18 protein-coding genes, 1 tRNA gene and 3 pseudogenes are annotated in these 24062 nt (G+C 60.1%); 8 read left to right on the top strand and 14 right to left on the bottom strand.

Annotated features, from left to right (window positions below; translation table 11 throughout):
- Positions 1 to 83: 83 nt before the first annotated feature.
- The 6 genes from NKI70_RS03125 to NKI70_RS03100 all read right to left on the bottom strand — a co-directional run bounded on the left by NKI70_RS03125 (position 84) and on the right by NKI70_RS03100 (position 6486).
- Complete coding sequence (locus tag NKI70_RS03125) at positions 84 to 839, bottom strand: glycosyltransferase family 2 protein (RefSeq protein WP_352724212.1); 756 nt, start codon at positions 837 to 839, stop codon at positions 84 to 86.
- A gap of 20 nt (positions 840 to 859) precedes the next feature.
- On the bottom strand, positions 860 to 1954 hold the full coding sequence (gene gmd, locus NKI70_RS03120; protein ID WP_352724210.1) for a GDP-mannose 4,6-dehydratase: 1095 nt from the start codon (positions 1952 to 1954) through the stop codon (positions 860 to 862).
- Between the two features lie 100 nt (positions 1955 to 2054).
- Positions 2055 to 3323, bottom strand: coding sequence for a sugar transferase (locus tag NKI70_RS03115; protein WP_352724207.1), 1269 nt, complete (start codon positions 3321 to 3323; stop codon positions 2055 to 2057).
- Positions 3324 to 3462: 139 nt separating this feature from the next.
- Complete coding sequence (locus NKI70_RS03110; protein WP_352724205.1) at positions 3463 to 4782, bottom strand: UDP-glucose dehydrogenase family protein; 1320 nt, start codon at positions 4780 to 4782, stop codon at positions 3463 to 3465.
- A 147-nt stretch (positions 4783 to 4929) separates the two neighbouring features.
- On the bottom strand, positions 4930 to 5520 hold the full coding sequence (gene nusG, locus NKI70_RS03105; protein ID WP_352724203.1) for a transcription termination/antitermination protein NusG: 591 nt from the start codon (positions 5518 to 5520) through the stop codon (positions 4930 to 4932).
- A gap of 375 nt (positions 5521 to 5895) precedes the next feature.
- Positions 5896 to 6486, bottom strand: a complete 591-nt coding sequence (locus tag NKI70_RS03100; RefSeq protein ID WP_352692391.1) for a biotin transporter BioY — start codon at positions 6484 to 6486, stop codon at positions 5896 to 5898.
- 114 nt (positions 6487 to 6600) lie between these two features.
- Here NKI70_RS03100 and NKI70_RS03095 point away from each other — a divergent pair, with 114 nt between their 5' ends.
- Positions 6601 to 7509: an MBL fold metallo-hydrolase gene (locus NKI70_RS03095; protein ID WP_352724201.1), complete on the top strand. Its 909-nt coding sequence runs from the start codon at positions 6601 to 6603 to the stop codon at positions 7507 to 7509.
- Positions 7510 to 7522: 13 nt separating this feature from the next.
- On the opposite strand, the gene NKI70_RS03090 is transcribed toward NKI70_RS03095, so the two are convergent.
- Positions 7523 to 8308 (bottom strand): DUF1499 domain-containing protein, encoded by a 786-nt coding sequence (locus NKI70_RS03090; protein WP_352724199.1) that lies wholly within the window; start codon positions 8306 to 8308, stop codon positions 7523 to 7525.
- Positions 8309 to 8392: 84 nt separating this feature from the next.
- Complete coding sequence (locus NKI70_RS03085) at positions 8393 to 10021, bottom strand: fatty-acid--CoA ligase (RefSeq protein ID WP_352724198.1); 1629 nt, start codon at positions 10019 to 10021, stop codon at positions 8393 to 8395.
- Positions 10022 to 10196: 175 nt separating this feature from the next.
- Between NKI70_RS03085 and NKI70_RS03080 the strand changes: the two genes are divergently transcribed.
- Both NKI70_RS03080 and NKI70_RS03075 read left to right on the top strand, forming a co-directional pair.
- Positions 10197 to 10583, top strand: coding sequence for a hypothetical protein (locus NKI70_RS03080; RefSeq protein ID WP_352724196.1), 387 nt, complete (start codon positions 10197 to 10199; stop codon positions 10581 to 10583).
- 127 nt (positions 10584 to 10710) lie between these two features.
- The gene (locus NKI70_RS03075) at positions 10711 to 11100 is read left to right on the top strand and encodes a DUF427 domain-containing protein (protein ID WP_352724194.1); all 390 of its coding nucleotides are present in this window, start codon (positions 10711 to 10713) and stop codon (positions 11098 to 11100) included.
- Here NKI70_RS03075 and NKI70_RS03070 read toward each other — a convergent pair whose 3' ends face one another.
- The 3 genes from NKI70_RS03070 to ppdK all read right to left on the bottom strand — a co-directional run bounded on the left by NKI70_RS03070 (position 11101) and on the right by ppdK (position 15896).
- The gene (locus NKI70_RS03070) at positions 11101 to 11838 is read right to left on the bottom strand and encodes a polysaccharide deacetylase family protein (protein ID WP_352724192.1); all 738 of its coding nucleotides are present in this window, start codon (positions 11836 to 11838) and stop codon (positions 11101 to 11103) included. It abuts the gene before it with no gap.
- Positions 11839 to 11978: 140 nt separating this feature from the next.
- Positions 11979 to 13082 carry a glycosyltransferase family 9 protein gene (locus tag NKI70_RS03065; protein WP_352724190.1) on the bottom strand — a complete coding sequence of 368 codons (1104 nt, stop codon included), beginning with the start codon at positions 13080 to 13082 and terminating at the stop codon, positions 11979 to 11981.
- 135 nt (positions 13083 to 13217) lie between these two features.
- Positions 13218 to 15896: a pyruvate, phosphate dikinase gene (gene ppdK / locus NKI70_RS03060; RefSeq protein ID WP_352724188.1), complete on the bottom strand. Its 2679-nt coding sequence runs from the start codon at positions 15894 to 15896 to the stop codon at positions 13218 to 13220.
- A gap of 183 nt (positions 15897 to 16079) precedes the next feature.
- On the opposite strand from ppdK, the pseudogene NKI70_RS03055 reads away from it, so the two are divergent.
- The 3 genes and pseudogenes from NKI70_RS03055 (at position 16080) to NKI70_RS03045 (ending at position 19427) form a co-directional block, all read left to right on the top strand.
- Positions 16080 to 16410, top strand: a pseudogene (locus NKI70_RS03055) (VOC family protein).
- 122 nt (positions 16411 to 16532) lie between these two features.
- Positions 16533 to 16607 (top strand) — tRNA-Gln (locus tag NKI70_RS03050).
- Positions 16608 to 17243: 636 nt separating this feature from the next.
- Positions 17244 to 19427: a calcium-binding protein gene (locus tag NKI70_RS03045; RefSeq protein WP_352724186.1), complete on the top strand. Its 2184-nt coding sequence runs from the start codon at positions 17244 to 17246 to the stop codon at positions 19425 to 19427.
- 132 nt (positions 19428 to 19559) lie between these two features.
- Here the strand turns inward: NKI70_RS03045 and NKI70_RS03040 are convergent.
- From NKI70_RS03040 to NKI70_RS03030, 3 genes and pseudogenes are all read right to left on the bottom strand, one after another.
- Positions 19560 to 19995: pseudogene (locus NKI70_RS03040) on the bottom strand (TIM barrel protein); the annotation flags it as partial.
- Positions 19990 to 20215, bottom strand: a pseudogene (locus tag NKI70_RS03035) (transposase); the annotation flags it as partial. The pseudogenes NKI70_RS03040 and NKI70_RS03035, both read right to left, overlap by 6 nt.
- A gap of 102 nt (positions 20216 to 20317) precedes the next feature.
- Entirely contained in the window at positions 20318 to 20698 is a 381-nt protein-coding gene (locus tag NKI70_RS03030; RefSeq protein WP_352724184.1) for a hypothetical protein, read from the bottom strand.
- Positions 20699 to 21124: 426 nt separating this feature from the next.
- Here NKI70_RS03030 and NKI70_RS03025 point away from each other — a divergent pair, with 426 nt between their 5' ends.
- Together NKI70_RS03025 and NKI70_RS03020 are read left to right on the top strand one after the other, a co-directional pair.
- Positions 21125 to 22312: a magnesium transporter gene (locus tag NKI70_RS03025; protein WP_352724182.1), complete on the top strand. Its 1188-nt coding sequence runs from the start codon at positions 21125 to 21127 to the stop codon at positions 22310 to 22312.
- Between the two features lie 465 nt (positions 22313 to 22777).
- Positions 22778 to 24052, top strand: coding sequence for a tetratricopeptide repeat protein (locus NKI70_RS03020; protein WP_352724180.1), 1275 nt, complete (start codon positions 22778 to 22780; stop codon positions 24050 to 24052).
- Positions 24053 to 24062: the final 10 nt, after the last annotated feature.

Genomic DNA, 24062 nt, shown 5'->3' with positions numbered 1-24062 from the left:
GCACTAGCAGGACCGCCCCGCTGCAAGTGACGAGAAGCCACGTGACTAGCTTCCTCGCCCAGGAAGACAGCACTCATCCTCGCCTAACCTCGCCGCGCGAAAACGAACTGCCGGATTTTCCGCGCCGGCTTTGCGACAAGCGCGTAGTCGACGGGGCCGGATCCGAGCCAACGGCGCCTGGCACGCAACGCTTCGAGGTTGTGCCCGATATGCGAACGGAAGCTCCTTGTGCTGGCGCCTCCGACCATCATGTCGACGAGGACCTGATCGATTGTCGCGATCCTGAATCCATGAAGCTCGACGGCCCTCAGCATCCAGTCGTAGTCCGAGGAGACTTTGAGCGTCAGATCGAACGGCCCGTTCTTTTCGGCAACGGCGCGGCGGACATAGAAGGTCGGGTGGGCAGGCATCCAGCCGGAGCGGAACCCGTCACTGGGCCTTGGCTCCGCCCGCCAGCGGCGAACCACACGCTTGCTTTGGTGATTGTCGACGAAGTCGAGGTGGCCGTGGACAATATCGCTTTCAGCAAGCGCCTCGCTGATCTTGCCGAGCACGGAAGCGTCGTGAAATGCGTCGTCCGCGTTAAGGGCTCCGATCGCCTCCCCCGTGCAAAGCGCCAGCCCCTTGTTCAACGCGTCATACATGCCGCGGTCGGGCTCGCTGATGACCTGCAATCCTTGCCCAGCATAAGATCGGACAATCGCGAGCGTCTCGTCGGTCGAGGCACCGTCGACGACGATCAGTTCCTTGTTCTCGTGATCCTGGGCAAAGAAACTGTCGAGCGTATGACGGATTGTTGCCGCCGAATTCCAGCAGACCGTTAGAACGGAAATCTTCATGTTCGCGGGACTTTTCGCAGCTACTGGGCCGCCTTGCGGTTGTGCTCTTCGTCAAGCCGGCGATGCTCGTATTCGCGCGCCACCACCTTGAGGTCGGATTGAACCATCTCGCGCACCATCTCATCAAGCGACGTCGTCGCCTTCCAGCCGAGGACCCGCTCCGCCTTCGAAGGATCACCGAGCAGCAGGTCGACCTCGGTGGGCCTGAAGTAGCGTGGATCGACCTCGACCAATATCTTGCCGGACTTGGTATCGACGCCCTTTTCGGCGACGCCCGAACCGTTCCACTGAATGCGGACCCCAACCTCGGCGAAGGCGAGTTCGACAAACTTTCGAACCGAATTCTTGACCCCTGTGGCCAGCACATAGTCGTCCGGGGTTTCCTGCTGGAGGATCCTCCACATGCCTTCGACATAGTCGCGCGCATGCCCCCAATCGCGCTCGGCTGAAAGATTGCCGAGATAGAGCTTGTCCTGAAGGCCGAGGCTGATGGCAGCGGCAGCTCGCGTGATCTTGCGGGTCACGAATGTCTCGCCCCGCATCGGGCTTTCATGGTTGAACAGAATTCCGTTGGAAGCGTGAATGCCATAGGCTTCGCGGTAGTTCACCGTGATCCAGTAGCCATAGATCTTTGCGGCCGCGTAGGGAGAACGAGGATAAAAAGGCGTCGTTTCCTTCTGCGGAACTTCCTGCACCTTGCCATAGAGCTCGGAGGTCGATGCCTGATAGAAACGCGTCTTCTTTGTCAGCCCAAGCAGCCGGATGGCTTCCAGAAGGCGCAATGTGCCGATCGCGTCGGCATTCGCCGTATATTCCGCGGTCTCGAAGCTCACCTGGACGTGCGATTGAGCGGCGAGATTGTAGATTTCGTCCGGCTGCACTTCCTGGATTATGCGGATCAGGTTCGTCGCATCGGTCATGTCGCCGTAGTGCAGCGAAAAATTGACCCCGGTTTCATGCGGATCTTGATACAGATGATCGATACGGCCCGTATTGAACGACGACGACCGGCGCTTGATGCCGTGGACTGCGTATCCTTTGGCTAGCAGGAGGTCGGCGAGGTAAGCACCATCCTGGCCGGTGATGCCTGTAATTAGCGCGGTTTTTCGGCTCATTTCATACCCTTCGGCAGCTTAAGAAACATGACCGCCAAGCATTATCCTGGCGCAGTGTTCGACAGATAAATTTCGATGGAGGCAAACTTCATCACGGTCTCTATCGAGATCCGAACCCACTTAGCAGAGTTTTCAACGTTCTCAACACGATGACGAAATCAAGCCACGGCGAGAAATTCTTGATGTAGTAGAAATCATAGTGCAGCTTCTCGGTCTCATCGTCGTCTTCCGACACATATCCCTGATTCACCTGCGCCCATCCAGAGATACCAGGGCGCACGATATTTCGGTAGCGATAGAACGGCAACGCCACCGAATAGTGAGACGACAACACTGTCGCCTCAGGGCGAGGCCCAATCCAGCTCATTTCCGAACGAACGATGTTTATCAACTGCGGCAGTTCGTCAATTCTGCTTCGGCGCAGGAAGCGGCCGAGCCGGGTAACCCTGCTGTCACCCGGCTTGGTGACGGCGAGACTGCGAACGTTTGCCGCCTCTGGTTCACTGACGGTCATCGTCCGGAACTTGTAGACCGTGAAGGATTTTCCGCCGAAACCGAGGCGCTCCTGGCGAAAAATGGCGGGCCCGGGAGATTCCAGCCTGATCATCAGCGCGATCAACAACAGCAAGGGCGCCAGCACAATCAACGCCAACAGCGCACAGCCCCAGTCGATCGCCTGTTTGATTTTGATATAGGCCTGGTTGGGATTAATTGAGCCCAGCGTGTTCTCGGATAGATGCTCGATTTCGACGCGACCGGTCAGCGATTCGGTGATTTGCTTGACATGGTAGACCGGAACTCCTGCAAGCGCCCGGTCGGCTATGTAGCGCTCCCAATCGTCGGACAGATCGGCGCGCAGATCGGCAACGACGCCGTTGACGCGTTCAATGATCATGTCAGGGGAAACAAGCCAATGCCAGTTCACCCCGCCTATCTCCTCTAGGCGACCAACGGCACCGCCTGGAACCACAGCAAGACTGTAAGGGTCAAGGCGCCGGCTTATGATGGTCAAGACAAAGTACCAGAGAATTGACAACGTCAAGCTGCTGGCCGCCTGGAAGCCGCTATATTCAATTCTGGCTAAGAAAATGACTAAATAAACAATCCCGTAAGAAAAAGCAAATGTCGGAAATATGTAGCCCGAGGCCGCGATGCCCGGGAAATTACCTATACGTCGAAAAGCAAAATAACCTATTGTATGCGCGATAACGCCTGCCAAAATGGTAATCTGCAGGTTTGAATAATATAGAATTGATGGATCAAATAAAATCCTGACAAGAACAGGGAGCATGATTGCAAAAGCCAAACCGCCCAGGAGTTGAAACCTGACCCTGTGCACGAGGTGGCGCTGTCTTGGCCGATTCATCATCACTATATTCAAGTTCAAAATCTCTGTTGCGAGTTACTGGATTCTTAGTCTCTTCAAATGCTTTTAGCCTGCTTACCTTGTTCTCTGCAGGAACGTTTAACCCCGAAGATTCGAATTCCAGTAGGCTCTTGCTGGACGTTCACCTGACAGGATGCCGCTCTCGGCCAACGCTCGAATAGGCTATGCCTTCCTTCACGACGTCCTCGCCGCGGTAGACGTTTCGCAGATCAACCATCACCGGCGTCGCCATGACTGCACGAAGCCGCTTCAGATCCAGCGACCGAAACGCGTTCCACTCGGTGACGATGACGATCGCATGCGCGCCGTCGGCCACCGCGTAGGCGCTTTCCCCGAATTCAATGCCCTCTATCATCTTGCGCGCCTGCTCCATGCCGACCGGATCATAGGCCTTGATCGAAGCGCCTGCGTCCTGGAGTGCCTGAATAATGGCCAATGAGGGGGCATCGCGCATGTCGTCGGTGTTCGGCTTGAAGGTCAGGCCAAGGATACCGATGGTCTTGCCGCGAACCGAGCCGCCGCAGGCCTCGACTACCTTGCGCGCCATCGCCCTTTTTCGCTGGTCGTTGATCGAGACCGTTGTTTCAATCAGCCGCACGGGGCTTGCCGCGTCCTGCGCGGTCTTGACCAGTGCCAGCGTATCTTTCGGGAAACAGGAACCGCCATAGCCCGGCCCGGCATGAAGAAACTTTGCGCCGATGCGGTTGTCCATGCCGATGCCGCGCGCGACATCCTGCACATCGGCCCCCAACCGCTCGCAGAGATCGGCTATTTCGTTGATGAAGGTGATCTTCATGGCCAGAAATGCGTTGCCGGCATATTTGGTAAGCTCAGCCGTACGCCGGCTCGTATAGAATATCGGCGCGACATTCAACGAGAGTGGACGGTAGATCTCGCCCATGACCGCCTTGGCCCTTTCGGCCTCGGTCCCGACAATGATGCGGTCGGGCCGCTTGAAATCCTCGATGGCCGATCCTTCGCGAAGAAATTCCGGATTCGAGACCACCGCAAAATCGGCGGCGGGATTTTGCTCGCAAATGATCCGTTCCACCTCATCGCCGGTACCGACGGGGACGGTCGATTTCGTCACCACGACCGTAAACCCCTTGAGCGCGCGACCAACTTCGGCGGCCGCATCGTAGACGAAGGACAGATCGGCGTGCCCATCGCCACGCCGTGACGGCGTGCCGACGGCTATGAAGACGACATCCGATTGAGAAACGGCATCGGCCAGATTGTCGTCGAAACGCAAGCGACCTTGCGCGGTATTCGTGGTGACGAGGTCGTCGAGCCCTGGCTCGTAGATCGGTATCTTGCCAAGTTTGAGCATGGCAAGCTTTTCCGCATCCCGGTCGACGCAGCAGACCTGATGGCCAAAGTCGGCGAAGCAGGCGCCCGAGACGAGCCCTACATAGCCGGCACCAATCATTGTTATCCGCATATCGCGTACTCTCATCAGCGCCGACGAGACGATCTCGTCAGACAGCGCCTAGTCCCACCGAAGAACGGCTACCGCACTCCCGGGTGAAAACCCGAGAGCCGATCCTACAACAATTTGCATCGCCTCGCCGCACCTCGATGCTTACGACTATGCGATGGCGACGAGATCCCTGGTATCAAGGTCGACAGGTATCTCGCCATTCATGATCGCAATCAGAACCCGAGCCCTTCCGGCTGGATCGAGCCGGTCAAGACGACCGATCATTTCCGCGAACGGGCCGGAAAGGATCCGAACCGAAGCACCGGCTGCGAGGCCGCCACTGAAGTCGAGCAGGCCATGCCTGCCGGTCAATGCAATGAAGCGCTCTACCAGACCGGAGGGGACAGGCAAAGGCCGGTCCCCTTGCATGACGAGGGAGCGCACACCGAACGTTCCGTTGATCGAGCGCCAACGTTGCAGCGCGACGTCAAGGGCGATGAACATATAACCCGGGAAATAAGCTGCGGACCGTGTTTCGAGCCGCCGGGCATGACGCACGGTTTTCTCGCAGCGAGGCACAAAGGGCTCGAATCCCTGGATCCGGAGATGCCGCTCTGCGACATGCTCCTTCCCGGGAAAGACGCAGGCCGCATACCAGCGCGTTGCCGGCGCGGCGGTCGGCTCAGGCGACAGGGCTGTTGCCTTGCTCGTTGTTTTTTCCGCGCTACTCACGTGTCTTCCTTCGGCGGTCGGCGGCATGATCTCAGGTCAACGGTTACGACAGTGTGTGGATACCAGCAAGCAACCAAGCCACTAGAGTCAAGGCGGTTGGGTTAAGAATTTCCTAAACATTGTCCAGAAATTTAGCTGTGCCTAAATAATCATCGAGCCGCTTTCTTTTTCAGCTGGCTGAGTTGCTATGTCGAGCAATTTATTTCCATACGTAGGTGCTTGGTTACGCTGGTCGTGACGAATCGCCCGTTGGTTCTGGTACTTAGTCCGTCGACTTGAAGCTAATGTGACGGACGGCGTCGCGCACAAGCCTGCCGCCAGCGACAAAGATCCTGCACGGCCACACCAACTACGGCGAAAAATCACTGTCGCGCAGAACAGGTTATCACCGCTCGACCGGCTTCACGAACGCTTCAACAGCGACCAGACAGCCGGCACCAGGCTCGCGGCCAGCGCAACCTTGATCAGATCACCGACGATAAAGGGCAACACCCCGAACTGCCAGGATTTTTCCGGGCCGATCAACAGCGCCAGCCAGGCAAAGCCCATTGCCATCATGACGATCTCGGCCACCAGCATGGCATTGAAGAGCTTGATAGGATGGCGATCCCAGCCGCGGTCGGCAGCCCAGCCGACGATCGCCGCCATGACGACGAAGCCGGCTAGATAACCGCCGGTCGAACCGAGCATGTAAGCGATGCCGATGCCCTTTTCGGGCGTGCTCTGGAAGACCGGAAGGCCCAACGCGCCCTCGGCCATGTAGAGAAGCAGCGTGGCGACGCCAAGGCGCATGCCAAAGGAGGCAGCGATCAGGAAGACGGCGAGCGTCTGCATCGAGATGTCTACCGGTCCGAGCATGACCTTGGTCTTGGCAGACAAGATCAGCAGCAACGTTCCGGCGATCGCCAGCAAAAGCTGTCCTGCCAGCCGGGCCGCGCCCTTTTCAGGCAAAGCGAGAGAAATGAGCGGACGCATCGTCGTTGCAATTGCCATGGTCTTCCCCGTTCCGGATTGCCGCCGAACGCGGCCTTGCGTTTTCCTATATTGGCTTCCGTGCTATGCGGCAATCGGTTTTGCCCTCGCCCCAAAAAAGGTCGCGACGTTCGCATGGCGCTGAAATTCGATACACGCTTCGATCCGGCCTATGGCCAGGGCGTAGCCGTTGCGCCTGGTATTCAACGCGTCACCGCCAGGAACCCAAGCCCGTTCACCTTTCACGGAACCAACAGCTATATCGTCGGGCGCGAGACGCTGGCGGTGATCGATCCCGGACCGGATGACGAGGCACATCTTCGAACACTGCTCGAAGCGATCGGGACCAAGCCGGTCAGCCATATCTTCATCAGCCACACGCATCGCGACCATTCGCCGCTGGCGGCGCGGTTAAAGCAGCATACCGGTGCGGTGGTTCTGGCGGAGGGCCGGCATCGCCCGGCGCGGCCGTTGCGCACCGGCGAGGTCAATCCACTCGATGCCAGCGCCGACACCGACTTTGTTCCTGATATCGCGCTGCCGGACGATATGGTGATCGACGGCGACGGCTGGGCGATCCGGACGGTGCTGACGCCCGGCCATACCGCCAATCACGCGGCCTTCGCGCTGGAGGGAACCGGCATCCTTTTCTCGGCCGATCACGTCATGGCGTGGGCAACCACGATCGTCGCGCCGCCGGATGGCGCGATGGCCGAGTACATGACATCGCTCGATCGGCTGATCGAACGTGACGACCGGCTGCTGCTGCCCGGTCATGGTGGGCCGGTGACCGAGCCGCGCAGCTTCATGCGCGGATTGAAAACGCATCGAAAAATGCGCGAACGCGCAATTCTGGAGCGGATCAACAACGGCGACCGGACAATCAAGGACATGGTGGACGCGATCTATCGAGACACCGACCCGCGCCTGCATGGCGCGGCCGGCCTGTCGGTGCTTGCTCATCTGGAAGACCTGGTGGCGCGCGGCCTGGTCCACACCGATGGCGCGCCGGCTATCGACGGCATCTATTCGCCGGCAACGTAGCACACTTCGGATATCATTCCGCCGGCGCCACGCCCACCTGGCCGGCGACTTCCTGGTCGAGTTCGGAAAGGAAATCGGTGATGCGCGCTGCATTGTCGCCAAGGTCGTAGCGGCCGTAACGCGAGGCCGAGCGCATATCGACGATGACCGCATCGCCGTCATCGGTCACGCGGACGGCGACATCGGCGGGAAGACCAAGCAGCAAGCTCTTGGCCAGCGCATCGACCGTCACGTCGCTTTGCCCTGCTGCGTCTGGAAACGGCGCCGTGAGCTGCCAGCCGCGCCGATCGAGCACCGTTTTGACCGCCTCCAGAACGCGATCGAAAGGCAAGGTGTAGCTGCGTCCGGTAACAAGCGGATAAGCTTCGATTTGCAGGCGCTGCTCGCCGGGTGTCGGCGGCAAAAGCTCGTTCATATCCTTTGTCCGGGTAGAAATATCGAGCGCCGGCGGGTCGTCGAAATCCGTCGAGATGTCGCGCAGCGGCGGATAGGTCGCCGCCCAATAGGCCCCGACAGCGTAAGGGATGAGCACCAGAAACGCCAGCAAGGCGCCGGCGGTCAGGTCTTGGCCGCCACGATCACCGAAGTTCCACAATCGCGCGAAGGCAAACCCGGCAAACAAAAGCGCAAACGCGGCCAGCAAGGCGACAATGCCAAGCACCCATAGAAAAGCTTGGGTCTCGACGAGGTCATAGCGATGGCCGATGAGAGCCGTCAGCAGCAGGACTGCCGAAAACGCGCCGGCGCGCCGCGACCAACCGGCAGCCCTCGACGTTTGTCGCTCGGGAATTCCCGTCATTTGGTTTCCGCGCTGCGCCAACCCGAACACAGGCATAGTGCCTTTCAGCGGCGGCTTGAAGACGCAAAGACGCCGCATCTCCGGTCAATCCGTCGGCAGGTGATAATCCCGGAACTGCTGGCGCAAGGTAATCTTCTGGATCTTGCCGGCAGCGGTGTGTGGGATTTCGCCGACAAAAGCGACGTCGTCCGGCATCCACCACTTCGCCACCTTGCCGTCCATGAAAGCGAGAATATCCGTCTTGGTCGGCTCCCTGCCCGGCTTGCGCACGACCACGAGCAAAGGCCGCTCGCCCCATTTCGAATGCGGAATGCCGATGGCGGCGGCCTCCGCCACATCGGGATGGCCGACCGCGAGGTTCTCGAGCTCGATGGTCGAGATCCATTCGCCGCCCGACTTGATCACGTCCTTGGCGCGGTCGGTGATCTGCATATAGCCTCCGGGGTCGATATGCGCGACGTCACCGGTATCGAACCAGCCGTCTTGATCGAACTGTTCGGATCCGATGCCGCCATAATAGGCGCGCGCGATGGCCGGCCCGCGGACCTTGAGCCGGCCGAAGGTCTTTCCGTCCCATGGCAGTTCGTTGCCGGCGTCGTCCGTCACCTTCATTTCGATGCCGAACGGTGTAAAGCCTTGTTTCTGCTGGACGCCGAGGCGGGCCTCGCCCTTCAGCCCGGCATAGTCCGGCTTCAGGGTGCACAGCGTGCCGAGCGGCGACATCTCGGTCATGCCCCAGGCGTGGACGACCTGGACGTCGTAATTGTCCTGGAATTTCATCGTGAGCGCGCGTGGACAGGACGCGCCGCCGATGACGACTTTCTGCAGATAGGGAAGTTTCTTGCCGGTCTCTTCCAGATGCTGAAGGAGCATCATCCACACCGTCGGCACGGCGGCACTGAAGGTCACCTGCTCGGTGTCGAGCAGCTCGTAGAGCGAAGCGCCATCCATCTTGCAGCCGGGCATGACCAGCTTGGCGCCAATCATCGGCGCGCTCTGGGCAAGGCCCCAGGCGTTGGCATGAAACATCGGCACGACCGGCAAAATGGTATCGCATGACGACAGGCCCATGGCGTCCGGCATCGCGGCGATCATGGCGTGCAGCACGTTCGAACGATGGCTGTAGAGGACGCCTTTCGGGTCGCCGGTGGTGCCAGAGGTGTAGCACATGCCGGCGGCGGTGTTTTCATCGAATGTCTTCCAGCCGAAGTTGCCGTCGGCTTCAGCAAGCCATTCTTCATAGGCGACGACCTTGGGAAGCGCAGTCTTGGGCAAATGCGCCTTGTCGGTCAGCACGATAACCCGCTTCAGCGATTTGACCGCGCCGGCGATCTTTTCGAGCAGCGGCAGGAAGGTCAGGTCGACGAAGATCGCCTTATCCTCGGCATTGTTCATGATCCAGGTGATCTGCTCGGGAAAGAGCCGCGGGTTGAGCGTGTGATAGATGGCACCGACACCCATGATGCCGTACCAGGCCTCGATGTGGCGCGCGGTGTTCCAGGCCAGGGTCGCGATGCGGTCGCCAAGCCCGAAACCGTCACGTTCGAGCCGCTCGGCGACCTTCAGGGCACGATCATGGATTTCGGCATATGTGCTGCGCACGATCGGCCCCTCGATCGAACGCGACACGATTTCGCGGCTGCCGTGCTGCCTCTCGGCATTGTCGATCAGCTTATGGCAAAGCAGCGGCCATTCCTGCATCAGCCCGAGCATCTTGTTCCTCCCGTTATTTTTTCGCCATTGTGGGACGAACCGGCGGATTGTCCAGCCAGGATCGGGCTGGAGCGGGGCATGGAGCCAATTGAGGCCGAATTCGCCACAATCCGGCCATGCTCGGCGTTAACGTTGATTAACGGCGGGGCGCGATTGGCGAATGAAAGAGGTTCGCATGGACGCGCAGCTCGACGACAAAGCCCTCGAAAATACGCTTGCCGAAAGCCTGGCCGATCTGGTGGCGGCCGACGTGGCGCCGGCCGATCTGGTTCCCGGCGCCAAAACCGTTTCCGAAGATGAATTCGTCGAGGTCGTTGGCGGCGCTCTCGAGGCGGTCGGCGGCACACTCTTGTTCAAGATGTGCGTCGAGAACGAGGGCGAAGCCCAGCACGTCGCCGCCGCATCGGTCGGCGATGCCGGCAATCGCCAGTTCCTGCTGCTCACCTTGCCGACCAGCGGTGGTGCGCTGAAGGTCGAGACCACCTCGAAAAGCACCAACCCGGTGGCCGGGATTGCCGCCGCCTATGCCGGGCTGATGGACGCATTCCAGGCCGCCGCCTAATTCTAGGCGAGGTATCGGAGGAAAGCGCGAGACTTGCCCCCGTGGGGCGATGCCCGCCTGGTGGCAGGCAGCTATTGCGCAAGGCTCTTGCCAGACACATCTTGGGGTAGAGGCAAGGAGATCCGATATGGACCAGATCGCAAACCCGTCACCCGGCTTTCAGCAGAATCCGCGCAAGGTCATCACAGTCGAGCCTTACAAGGGCACCGTGACGGTGCGCGCCGGCGATGTCGTCATCGCTTCGTCCAACAAGGTCAAAGTGCTGACCGAATCGCCCTACCCCCCGGTTTTCTACATTCCGTTCGGCGACATCGACTTCAAGCAGCTTGGCAAGACCGAACACTCGACCCATTGCCCCTATAAGGGCGATGCCAGCTATTGGAGCGCGCTGCCCGCCGGCGATGCAGGCAAGGATGCGATGTGGGCCTATGAGCGGCCGTTCGACGAGATGGCCGATATCCGCGACCACGGCGCGTTCTATCCGAACAAGGTGACCATCGAGGCCACGCCCGACTGATCAGTCGGTGGTGCCTTCATCGCCGACGCCGTCGGCATCGTCGAGACGCACGAAGGTGAGGCCCTTGGCCTTCAGCGCCAGAAGTCCCTGCACCACGCCTTCGCCGGCCGCATGGGTCGGCTGGTTGATGTGAGCGATGATGACGTCGCCGTCCTTCGCCGCGGCAATGCGCCGGGCGGTCTCGTTTGCGCCGAGCAATGAGCCGCCATCGCCGTTGATTGAGAATCCGGCGATCTTGAAACCAAGCTTGCGTATCATCGCGATTGCCGACGGGCTGTATTCGGCGGTTGCGCCGCGAAACCATTTCGGCGCCGGTTCGCCGGTCACGGCAAGAGCGGCAGCACCCGATTCGACCTCGGCCAGCACGGCCTCCGGGCTGCCGGCACTGCGAATGCCGTAGATCTTTTGCGGCGTGTCGACAGTCGGGATATGGCGGCCGCCATGGTTTTCCAATTCAAACAGTTCGGGATGCGCCCGCATGATCTCGACGGCGGCGGCGTTGTGCTTCAGCCAGATGCCGGTGACGAAAATGGTGGCAGGAATCTTGTTTTCCACCAGCGCCGAGAGAATCCGTGTGTCGGTCCTTCCGCCGCACGCATCGAGCGTCAGCGCGACGCGGCCGCCGCCCGCCTCGGTCTTGATGTGCAGCGTCGGTGCGACGAGCAACTGGGCGTTGCCAGGAGAAACAGCCCACAGCGATATCGCAATGGCGCAAAAATACTTTTGGAACGGGCGCATCGATTATTTCCAGGTCGGCCGGATCAAAGTTGAAGCGGCGACCCCAAGACCGCCATCAAGGCGGAAATCGGGACGATGCCCCTGCAAAAGCGTCGGCAGCGGCAATTTGACCGCCGGCCTGACCTTTGGCAAGCGCGAGGTCACAATGCGTGCTCCACGTCCTTAACCTTACGTGAAAGGATCGCGAGCACTGCGTCGACCACCGCTTTGACCTCAAGTCGCCAGACGCAGCAAGCCTTGCTCGGATCGGGTCGGCGGCACAGGTCCCTGGCTATGCACTCGCAAGGCATGGAGGGCCGCGGCGTAACACTGGCCACGCCGACAGGCCCCCAGACGGCCGGGTCGGTCAGGCCGAACAGGCCGACAACCGGCGTTCCGACGGCGGCGGCCATGTGCATCGGGCCACTCTCGTTTCCCAGAAACAGGCGTGCCTGGCCGAGGACCGCCAGCAGCGTTGCCAGCGACAGCGCCCCGACCACGTTGACGACCGGCGAAGCGGCCTTGGCGACGATGCGCTCGGCAGATGCCCGTTCATCGGGGCCGCCGACAAGCAGGAAGTCCAACCCGGTCTGCCGCGAGATCTCGTCGATCGCCAGCGCAAAACGTTCCGGCAGCCATTGCCGCCCCCGGAAGCTCGCTCCTGCATGAACGGCTATGAAGGCGTTACGCCGGAGATGATGCCGGTCGAGAAGCGCCAATGCTCTGGCGGTCTCCAGCGGCAGCGGCTCAATCGTTGGGACCGGCGCACGCAACTCCACGCCAAGCGCCTCAAGCGGCGAAAGATAGCGGTAGAGATAATGCTGGCCACCAAAGCCAAACGGCTTGGCTAGGACGTTGGCGGGCTGGCGTTCCAGCCAGCGCAACGGTTTTTCGGGAGGATCATATCCGACGCGGGTCTTGGCGTTGACGAGCCTGACGATGATGCGTGAGGTTTTGGAATCGGCCAGGTCGATGGTCAGGTCAAACCGGAACCGGCGCAGAGCGCGCACCATCGCGTAAAGCTCGCGACCACGCTGCACAGGGGTGCCACGCATCCGTACGCGCCGGAACGCCACCACGTCCGAGGCGATGCCATGAGCCAACAGGAAACTGGCAAAGTTCGCCTCGCAAAGGAACACTATCCTGGCCTTTGGATATTGGAGGCGCAGGTTTCTGGCGAGCGCGGAAGCGAGGACAAGATCGCCGATGAATTTCGTCTGGAGGATGAGAATCGAGCGGACGTGCGTGGGCGGGTTCTGCAACATCTGTTTCTGGCACCGGGGCGGGTTCGGGGGCCGGAAACTGGGCAGAAACGATGTCGGGATTTGGAGCCGACAGACGCACGTTCACGTGAATTCGGTTACAAATTGGTAAGGTCAGATGCCGGTGGACTCCAACTCCTATCCGCGGCCGTTCTTTGCAGCCTGCACCGCCGCTTGCGCGGCGGCCAGCCTGGCGATCGGCACCCGGTATGGCGAGCACGAGACGTAGTCGAGGCCGACCTTTTCGCAGAAATGGATCGAGGCCGGGTCGCCGCCATGCTCGCCGCAAATACCGAGCTTGATGTCGGGCCGCGTCGCCCTGCCCTTTTCGGCCGCCATCCGCACCAGCTCGCCGACACCCTCTATGTCGAGCGACACGAACGGATCCTGCTCGATGATGCCTTTTTGCCGGTAGGTCTCGAGGAACGAGGCCGCGTCGTCGCGCGAGATACCGAAGGTGGTCTGGGTCAAATCGTTGGTGCCGAAGGAGAAGAATTCGGCCGCCTCGGCGATGATTTGGGCGCGGATCGCGGCACGCGGCAGTTCGATCATCGTGCCGGTCAGATAGTCGATCCTGACACCGGTCTCCTCCATTACGCTTTTGGCGACCGCATCGATGCGTGCCTTGACGAAGTCGAGCTCCTTCACCAGCCCGACCAGCGGCACCATGATTTCGGGGACCACCAGCGCGCCGGCCTTCCTGCCGGCCTCCACGGCCGCCTCGAAAATGGCTCGTGCCTGCATCTCGGCGATTTCGGGATATGAGACGGCAAGCCGGCAGCCGCGATGGCCGAGCATCGGATTAAACTCGTGCAACGCTTCGGTGCGCCGCCGGAGCTTGTCCGGCGACACATTCATGGCGGCGGCGACCTTGGCCACCTCCTCCTCGGTCTTGGGCAGGAATTCGTGCAGCGGCGGATCGAGCAGGCGGATCGTCACCGGCAGCCCGGCCATGATCTCGAACAGTTCGAGGAAATCCGAGCGCTGCATCGGCAACAGCTTGGCCAGCGCCGTTCGCCGATCCTTTTCCGTATCGGCCAGGATCATCTCGCGCATGGCAACGATGCGGTCGCCGTCGAAGAACATGTGTTCGGTGCGGCAAAGACCGATGCCTTCGGCGCCGAAGGACCGCGCCATGCGCGCATCCAGCGGCGTCTCGGCATTGGTGCGCACCTTCATGCGGCGCGCGCCGTCGGCCCACTCCATGATGGCGGCGAAATCGCCCGAGAGTTCCGGCTGCAGCATCGGTACCGCGCCTTTCAGCACCTGGCCGTTGCCGCCGTCGATGGTGATGATATCGCCCTTGCGGAACGTCGATCCCATCGCCATCAGCGTGCCGGCCTTGTAGTCGACGCGCAGCGAGCCTGCGCCCGAAACGCAAGGCTTACCCATGCCGCGCGCCACAACAGCGGCGTGGCTGGTCATGCCGCCGCGCGTCGTCAGGATGCCTTCGGCCGCATGCATGCCATGGATGTCTTCGGGGCTGGTCTCGATGCGCACCAGGATCGCCTTGCGGCCTTGTGTCTTGGCCTCCTCGGCGTCGTTCGAGGAAAACACGATTTCGCCGGTGGCAGCACCCGGCGAGGCCGGCAGGCCGACGCCGATGATATCGCGCGCCGCCTTCGGATCGATCGTGGGATGCAGCAACTGGTCGAGCGAGGCCGGATCAATGCGGGCGACGGCCTCCTCCTTCGAGATCAGCCCGTCCCTGGCCATGTCGACGGCAATCTTCAGCGCTGCCTTGGCGGTGCGCTTGCCTGACCTGGTCTGCAGCATCCACAATTTGCCGCGTTCAATGGTGAATTCGAGATCCTGCATGTCGCGGTAGTGCTTTTCCAGGCGGTCGGAGATGCCGACGAAAGCCTGGAAGGCGTCAGGCATCAGCTTCTGCAGCGACGGCTTGTCGGAACCGGCGGCAATGCGCGCCGCCTCGGTGATGTTCTGCGGCGTACGGATGCCGGCAACGACATCCTCGCCCTGGGCGTTGACCAGGAACTCGCCATAAAGCTGCTTTTCGCCGGTCGACGGATTGCGGGTGAAGGCAACGCCGGTGGCCGAGGTGTCGCCCATATTGCCGAAGACCATGGCCTGGACATTGACCGCCGTGCCCCAGCTTTCGGGAATGTCGTGCAGGCGCCGATAGGTGATCGCGCGGTTGTTCATCCAGCTGGAAAACACCGCACCGATGGCGCCCCACAGCTGCTCGTTCGGATCCTGCGGAAACGGCTTGCCGAGCTCCTCCTCGACCTTGGCCTTGAAGAGCGCGATTACGCCTTGCCATTCGATGGCTGTTAGCTCGGTGTCGAGCTCATGGCCGAGCCCACCCTTCTGGTCTTCGAGGATCTCCTCGAAGACCTCATGGTCGAGGCCCATGACGACGTCGGAATACATCTGGATGAAACGGCGATAGCTGTCATAGGCAAAGCGCGGATCGCCTGAATCGGCGGCCAAGGCTTCGACCGTCTCGTCGTTGAGGCCGAGATTGAGCACGGTGTCCATCATGCCGGGCATGGAAGCGCGGGCACCGGAGCGCACCGACACCAAAAGCAGTTTCGACGGATCGCCGAAACGGCGCTCGGTCAGCCGACCGATGTGATCGAGGGCGACCGCCACATCCGCTTCCAGCGAGGCCGGATAGGCGTGGCCGTTGGCGTAATAGGCGTTGCAGACCTCGGTGGTGATGGTGAAGCCTGGCGGCACCGGCAGGCCCAGGCTGCACATTTCGGCAAGGTTGGCGCCCTTGCCGCCGAGCAGATTGCGGTCGCCGGCACGGCCTTCCGCGGCGCCGTCGCCAAAGGTGTACACCCATTTGGTCATGCTTGCTCCCCGGTTGCAGGAGATTGGAAATATTGGAATCGAGCGATATGATGCTGCAGTGCGAAAGGCAAGGCATCGACCAAGCCGGCCGGCCTCTACAATCGATTAAGGAAAAGCGGCGCCGAAAAGAGTTGCTTTTTGGAAAGCTTTGTCGTAGAACATAACGAGAACAAAAGTAGAGCGATGAGAATGACCGGAAAGCTAGATTATCTGGAAATGCCGGCGACGGGCGGAACGCTGGACAGCGTGAAGGCTTTCTACACGCGGCCTTCTCATTGTCGTTCACCGATTACGGGCCGACCTATTCAGCCTTTGCCGAAGGGCTGGACGGCGGTTTTCAGGCGGATGGCCAAGATGCGCCGGCCAAGCCGCTGCCCGTGCTCTATTCCGAAAGGCTGGAGGAAACATTAAGCGCCGTCGAAAATGCCGGCGGCACCATCGTCAAGCCGATCTTTTCATTCCCCGGCGGCAGCCAGTTCCAGCCGGCAATGAAATGGCGGTGTGGGGTGACTAGGTCAGTTCAAAGTGACGATTGCAAAACTGGTGAATCGGTCGCGCATAGTCGATATGTCGGCATTGAGCTTTCTCCCGGCTCGTCCTATAAGGCCGCGCGCACAGCGGGCACGCTCCGGCTGTTGGGGCGTCGCCAAGTGGTAAGGCATCGGTTTTTGGTACCGACATTCCCAGGTTCGAATCCTGGCGCCCCAGCCAGTTCTCCAATTCTGACGATCCCCCGAGTCGTAACCTCAGTTGCAGACATCTTGGTCGCGGACTGGTATCTGCGATATCTGTCCACAACAAATTGGTGTCTCCGGCAGAGGGCGCGATCCGGCTGGCATCTTAGTTTAATGTCGGCTCAATTGGCCGGCAGTCAAATGCATCTTGTGGAGAAAAGCAGTTTTTCTGCCACGGTTTGGCGTTCGATCTTATAGTTTGAGACTTTTATAATCCAAAACATCGGATTTTTTGTCGCTTTTCTTCAAATAAGTCAGCGCCTCCAACGCCTCTCTGGTAGCAACCGGCGCAATCATCAAACTAATTTTAATAAAATTCAATTTTTTTTAAACGGCAGCGATCATGTTATCTTGTGCTTTCAGCAACAAGTAGAATGTAGTATAAATATCAATAAGCATCTCTCGGAAAACAACCTAGGCATCTCTGAAGTTAAATTTGCTTTTATCGCACAATGTCGACTATCCGTAAGTATATTTTTCGCCGCAACGTGAGAATCCCGCCACCGATCAACCATTCTATCAGGGCGTGCAGGTATGTGATTTGGCGCTAATATACACCTTCTAGTAGGCAGGCATCCGCGGGGCGCTATCGAATCAAAATGAGGGATTATGGATGGCGACTCTCCATTACACGTCAGGTGGATCGGGAACGGACATTGCAAAAGCCGGATTCAATCTGGCTAGCGTGCAATATGTTGACCAGGTCAACGAGCTGCCGGAGGGCATGAAAGGCTTGGTCTACCTCGACGAGGCCAACGGAGTAACCCAATCCTTTATCGACAAGGTTACTCCTTTCCTCGGCAATCCGAACGTATTTGGGTTCTTCCTGGTTGACGAGCCGGATCCCACCGGCCAATGGGGTACCTACGCCTCTGCCGCAAATCTGAAGGCAGAATCCGACTGGATCCATGAGCATTTTCCAGGCGCCAAGACCTACATCACGATGATGAGCTTGGGGACGTCGGCGAATCCGGATTTCAGGGGCACGTACAATCCCGCCAATACGGGTATCGATTACTACGGCATAGATGTCTATCCGGTCCGCACGGATGGCCCGGTCGACTACAACATGATCGATAAGTTCGTTGCCGCCGCTCAGGCATCGGGCATCCCGACTAGCCAGATCGTTCCGGGCTACCAGGCGTTTGGAGGTGGCGAGTATAACACCGATATGGGTGGCAAATATGTGGTGCCCACCGCCGCCCAGATGGAAATCATGATGGAGCACTGGGCCAAGCTGGTTCCGTCACCCGCCTTCGACTACGCGTACGCCTGGGGTTCACAGCGAGGCGATACAGCGTTGGAGAGCTCTTCGGAACTGCAGGCCGTTTTCCGGGAACACAACCTTGCAACGACGGGGACCGCTCCGCCTCCCGTCGACACAAGCGACACCTTGTATGGCACCAGCGGCGACGATGTGTTTCACGGGGCCGGCGGCCACACGATGATCGGCTATGGCGGCAATGACACCTATTATGTCGATGACATCCGCGACAAGGAGATCGAGGCTGCGGGCGGCGGTACCGACAAAGCATTCGCCTCCGTAAGTCATGCGCTTGCGGCCGGATCGGAAATCGAACTTCTCGCCACCAACAGCCCGTCCGGCACCACGGCGATCAACCTGACCGGCAATGCGTTCGCCCAGACTATCCAGGGCAATGCCGGTGCCAATGTCATCAACGGCGCCGGTGGGGCCGATACGTTGGTCGGCTATGGCGGCAACGACACCTACTATGTAGACAATGCCGGCGACAGGGTGTTCGAGGCGGTGGGCGGTGGTACAGACAGGGTGTTCGCTACTGTAAGCCATACGCTTTCGGCCGGCTCGCAGATCGAGCTTCTTGCTACCAACCCGTCGGGCACATCGGCAATCAACCTCGCCGGCAATGAGTTCGCCCAGAGCATCGGGGGTAACGCCGGCGCCAATGTCATTAATGGCGGCGGTGGCGCCGATACGATGGTCGGCTATGGCGGCAACGACACCTACTATGTAGATAATGCCGGCGACAGAGTTTATGAGGCGGCGGGCGGCGGTACAGACAGGGTGTTCGCTGCTGTGAGCCATACGCTTTCGGCCGGCTCGCAGATTGAGCTTCTTGCTACCAACCCGTCGGGCACATCGGCAATCAACCTCACCGGCAATGAGTTCGCCCAGAGCATCGGGGGCAATGCCGGCGCCAATGTCATTAATGGCGGCGGTGGCGCTGATACGATGGTCGGCTATGGCGGCAACGATACCTACTATGTGGACAATGCCGGCGACAGAGTTTACGAGGCGGTCGGCGGCGGTACCGACAGGGTGTTCGCTGCTGTGAGCCATGCGCTTTCGGCCAGTTCACAGATCGAGCTTCTCGCCACCACCAGCCCGTCCGGTACGTCTGCAATCAACCTGACGGGCAACACCTTTGCCCAGACCATCCAGGGCAACGCCGGCGCGAACATCATCAACGGTGGCGGCGGTGCCGACATCTTGACCGGTAACGGGGGCAATGATGCATTCGTGTTCAACAGCGCTCTTGGGGCCGGCAATATCGACAGGATCACCGACTTCAACAAGCTCCAGGACAAGATCCAACTCGACGACGCGGTTTTTGCCGGCCTAAAGCTGGGTGGCCTTTCATCCGATGCTTTCTTCGCTGGCACGGCCGCGCATGACAGCTCCGACCATATCATCTACAACAGTTCAACCGGAGCGCTCTCTTTCGACAGCGACGGGATCGGCGGCGCAGCTCAAATACAGTTCGCCACGCTCTCTCCAGGTCTGTCGCTTGCAGCAGGTTCGTTCCTTGTGATCTGAAAGAGCCAGGACCGGCGGACCTTCGAGCCGGTCCGCCGCTCCTCCTTGTTCAAGCACCGGTTTGTTCCAAAGCAGGTGTCAGTTTCCGCCGGTTCCGACCCTACTCCGCCGCTCCGCGCTCAGCGCGATTGTTCAAGGCGATAAGGTTTTTGCCCGGGCCAGGCTGTTAGGCTGCTCATTGGGATATCTGGGTCCGATTTCCATGATTAGGACGGTCCCGGCAAGAAGACCAACTCACTGAAGATGTCATCCCAGTCGATATGGCCCCAGCCGAGCGGCATGTGCAGGTCGCCCAAACCTAGTGCTGCATCCTCTTGCAGGAGGTAGGTTCGATGGGGACGGGCGCCCCGAAGGAACCATGGACATGCAGGTGCCCTGCCACCGGCGCCATGGCCCGCAGCTGCTCGCGGAAGTTCAGGTCGCGATGGGTGGATTCAATATAGGCGTGACTGAAATCGATAAGCGCCACCAAGTTCGGATGGCCGACCGCCTTAACCGTCTGCGCCACCTCGGCCGGGGTCTACCGGCACTGACCCGGTTCCATGGCGAAGAGGTTCTCAAAGGCGATGATGATCACCGCCAGCTTGCGGGGCCACCGCGATGCTGGCTCTGCAGTGGCAGGAGCGTTTGGCGGTCGCCTCACCCCAGCTCTTGACCTTGTCCCTGCCCTTGAAGCGGATCACCAGACCCGATACCGCCTCGCAGAGCGCACGCCGCACATCCGAGTCGCCGGCTTTCGAGATCCGTCCCCGGACGTCAATCGTGGAGCCGGATTGCCAGCGCCGCGACAGCGAGCGTGCCGAGGCATGGTTGCACGGCTTCGACGGCCTGCCGATTGGCGGTGAGCCGAAGCCGATAAGCAACCAACTAAAGACCGAGTTCGAAAGCCGTCAGCGGTCGGTCCACCAACCGCTGGCGCGGGCGGCATCGAAGCACACTTTCCTAGGGTGGGGGCCTTTGAGCCCGGCTTTCAGAGCGGCAACGCCACGATTGTACTCTTTCGTTTTGTCATACTTCCCACCCTCAACAAGAAAGTCGCCAAAACGTCTGTCGTTATAGATCGATTGAGAGCAAAACAAATAAGCCGCCATCTGATATCCATAATCGAAGGCAACCGAGTTAGCGTGGGCGGCGGTTGGAACGAACGAGTTTGCGCAAATCACCATTGCCGCGACCGGCATCATGCCTACGCAAGCTAATTTCATTGTTGTTGCCCTCTCCCAAGACGCAACGAACTTGCCGAAGTTTTTGCCTTGGTGCAAGACCGTCATGAAATCGTCCTCGAAGGAGCTCGTGCTCCACATCCTTCTGTGCAAGCAGTCGCAGATATTAACCGGCCGTGGCGTCAATAGCTGGTGAAACTGGCAAGATGCGCCGGATGAGGCAATCAATTCGAACGCCGGAGGCCCTGCCTCTGCAGAATTTCCGGGTTTAAGTTTCATTGTTGCGGCGTGCTCGCAAAGCCCAAAAGACCGGTGAAGTTCGCAACACGTCAAATTCTCGGCGACACTCTGACGTTACGGCCCGCCTGTATGCACCCACGCAATGACGCAGATCTGTCTGGGTTCGGTCACTCGGGCCCGCGAGGCGAAGATTTCGGGATCGAGGCGCTTGGGCCACTGCGCGCCAGACAGAGCGATCCGATCCGTGTCATACTGTCAGAGGAAAGACACTAGCAATTTGGGGGCGGGCGGCAGATGAAAGAAGAGAACGACGTTCAGAAGTTGGTGCGCACGCTGCGTGCTCGAGCACCCGATGACGCGGCTGAATTGCTGGCCCGAGAATCTCCCGAGTTCATCCGGGACACACTAAAGTTGTTGCCGGACAGGCACGCCCGTAAGGTGGCGGAGCATTTGCCGCCGCATATGCGGCCTGTCAAGCCTGATGCCGGTGGCAAGGACCTTGCGATCCCCGAGTCGCTCGTCGAACTGATGGACCCGATTCCCGCCAGCGTTCCTGTCGGCACGACGATAGCCGCCGCGGTGGAGGCCGTCAGACGCACCCAGGTGCCGACCGAGCTCACTTATCTCTACGTCACGGAGGGCGGCGATAAGCTGGTTGGCCTGGTGGTCCTGCGCGATCTGATGCTGAGCGAAGCGGACGCGATGGTCGATCAGATCATGCTGCCCAGGCCGTTCGCCCTTAACGTCGATCTCTCTTTGAGCGACGCATGCAAGGCGGCGGTACGCCGTCACTACCCTGTCTATCCCGTGGTGGACGCGGAGAACCGGCTGCTCGGGCAGGTCCGCGGCTGGCGGCTGTTCGAGCAGCAAATCATTGAGATCTCCGCCCAGTCTGGCCAGATGGTGGGCGTCCAGAAGGAGGAGCGTTCTTTTACGCCGCTGTTTTCAGCCTTCTTGAAGCGGCATCCGTGGCTGCAGCTGAACCTGCTGACGGCCTTCATGGCCGCTTTCGTGGTCAGTTCGTTCACAGGCACGATCGAGAAGATCGTCGCACTGGCGGCGTTCCTCCCGGTCTTGGCCGGGCAGAGCGGAAACACCGGCTGCCAGGCACTGGCTATGACGCTGCGTGGCCTTGCCCTGGGGGATGTGGACAAACGACCGAAGCTGCACCTGGTGATGAGGGAGGGCGCGCTCGGGATCGCCAACGGCGTGCTCGTCGGTCTTGTGGCGGCTGCGGCGATGTGGTTCTACGCGTCGCGGCAACCGGAGTCGGCGGCCCAGGCGCCCATGCTGGCACTTGTGATCCTGCTCGCCATGTCCGGCTCGTGCCTCATGTCCGGAATCTCCGGCGTGCTGATCCCGCTGGGCCTGCGCCGGGTCGGCGCCGATCCGGCGGTCGCTTCGGCGATCTTTCTCACCACCGTGACCGATATTGTAGGCATGGGCCTGATGCTGGGGCTGGCCACCATGCTCGTGCTGTAGCAAGGCGCGTCCGGTGACGCGTCCATGGGGAGATGGGGTTCCTATAAGCTGACCTCGTCGCGTCCAACGAAATAGCAAGAGCCGTGCCGCATCGCGAACGCGTCGTGAGAAGCACCTCGCGGCACCACGGAAGACCTTTGGATGAGCCGTGGGTGACCTTGATGGCTCATTCGGTGACCAGATACGCGCAGAACCGCGCAAACAATATTAATCTTGTCGGCCGTGCGATCCACGACTGCTGACGATTTGAGTTAGTTGCCGCTGATGCCGAATACTTCAATTGTTACAGCAACGCTGAGAAGATGTTTTGATAACCACCGTAGCCGAAATACGAATAAATCCGATGGTTTGTTGCGCAGCTGCAACAGCTGCTGAGACTCGCATGGTCTGGCGACCGTTCAGTCGCCTTTTTCTTGTGGTCGTGCTAAGTCCTTCGCACTAGTCGGGTTTGGGGTGGTTCTCGGCATGCAATCTTCGTTTCGAACGATCTTCGGCTGCGCCGCGGCGCTGCTTTGTACCGGCGTATTGCCGGCCGGCGCACAAGGTCTTTTTACGGCATATGACGATGCGTTTTCGGCCCGCATCGCCAGTCCGGCCGACAACGGAACGCTCGCCCAGTTCGTCACAGTTGCCGTCAACGCGGGACAATACGATCAGGCGATCTCCTCAATCGAGCAGTATCTGATCAAATATCCCCGCGATGCGCGCGCCCGCCTGGCGGCCAGCCGATTGTACTATCATGTCGGCTCCTATGAATTGGCCCGGCGGCAGGTGCAGTACGGCATCGAAGTCGGCGGTCTGACCGCAAGTGAGCAGCAGGAAGCCGTTCGCCTGCTCGCCCGCATCGAGCGCGCGTTGCGTGGCGTCACCTGGGAACTCGCCCTGACCGGCGGCGTGTTCAGCGCATTTACCGATTTTGAGCCCGGCGGGGCGCAGGACGACGACAGCTTCGTCTCGCCCTATGGGCGGGCGGAAGGCTCTGTCCGGTGGGACCTCGGCACGCCAAGTGCTGACGCTCTCGTCCTTTCAGGATCATTGACGGCGACGAAGCGCTTTTTCACGGAAGACCTGTCGGTTCCGGGTAGCGAGAAGACTTTTATCCACGGCAACGCAGCGATTACCTGGGACAAGGGGCTACCCAACAGTGGGATCGATTCGCTGCGCCTGCTGCTTTCGGCGTTTACCGTCACAGATCGTTTCGACAGCGATATCCACGAAACCGGCATCGGCCTCAGTGGACGCTTCCTCGTTCGCCCGACGGTCGAAACGACGCTTTTCGCAGGCGGCGGCTACATCGATCTAAGCGCCTCGCAAGGCATTTTCGCCGATAGCAGGGTCTTCTATGAGGCAGGCGGCAGCTACCGCTTCCGCAATGGCCAGGCGCTCGGACTGCGCTTTGTCGGCTCGAATGACTTCGCCTCCGGATCTGGCGAAATCGGCCGCAGCTACACGGGCGAGGTCCGCTATGGCGGCCTGTTGATGAACGTACCGGATCTTTTCGCATGGTCGCACCAGGTCGCCTTCTCGGCCGGCCACAGCGACACTCCCGATCTGTCTGTCGGCATCGGCACAAATATCAAGAGCGACTTCTGGCGCATTGCCTCGGAAAGCGATTTTCAGCTGACGGAGGCGCAGAAGATCAGCGTCGATGTCGCCTATCGCGAAACCAACTTCGACATCGCCAACCGCGACCGAAAATCGTTCGAAATGCTCATGAGCTATACGTTGACGCTCAATTGAAAGAGGCCGC

Origin of the sequence: Mesorhizobium sp. M0500, assembly GCF_040321165.1 — a bacterium.
Lineage (GTDB): Bacteria > Pseudomonadota > Alphaproteobacteria > Rhizobiales > Rhizobiaceae > Mesorhizobium.
Note: the sequence above shows the minus strand (reverse complement) of the source record. Positions and strands in the feature narration are given on the sequence as shown.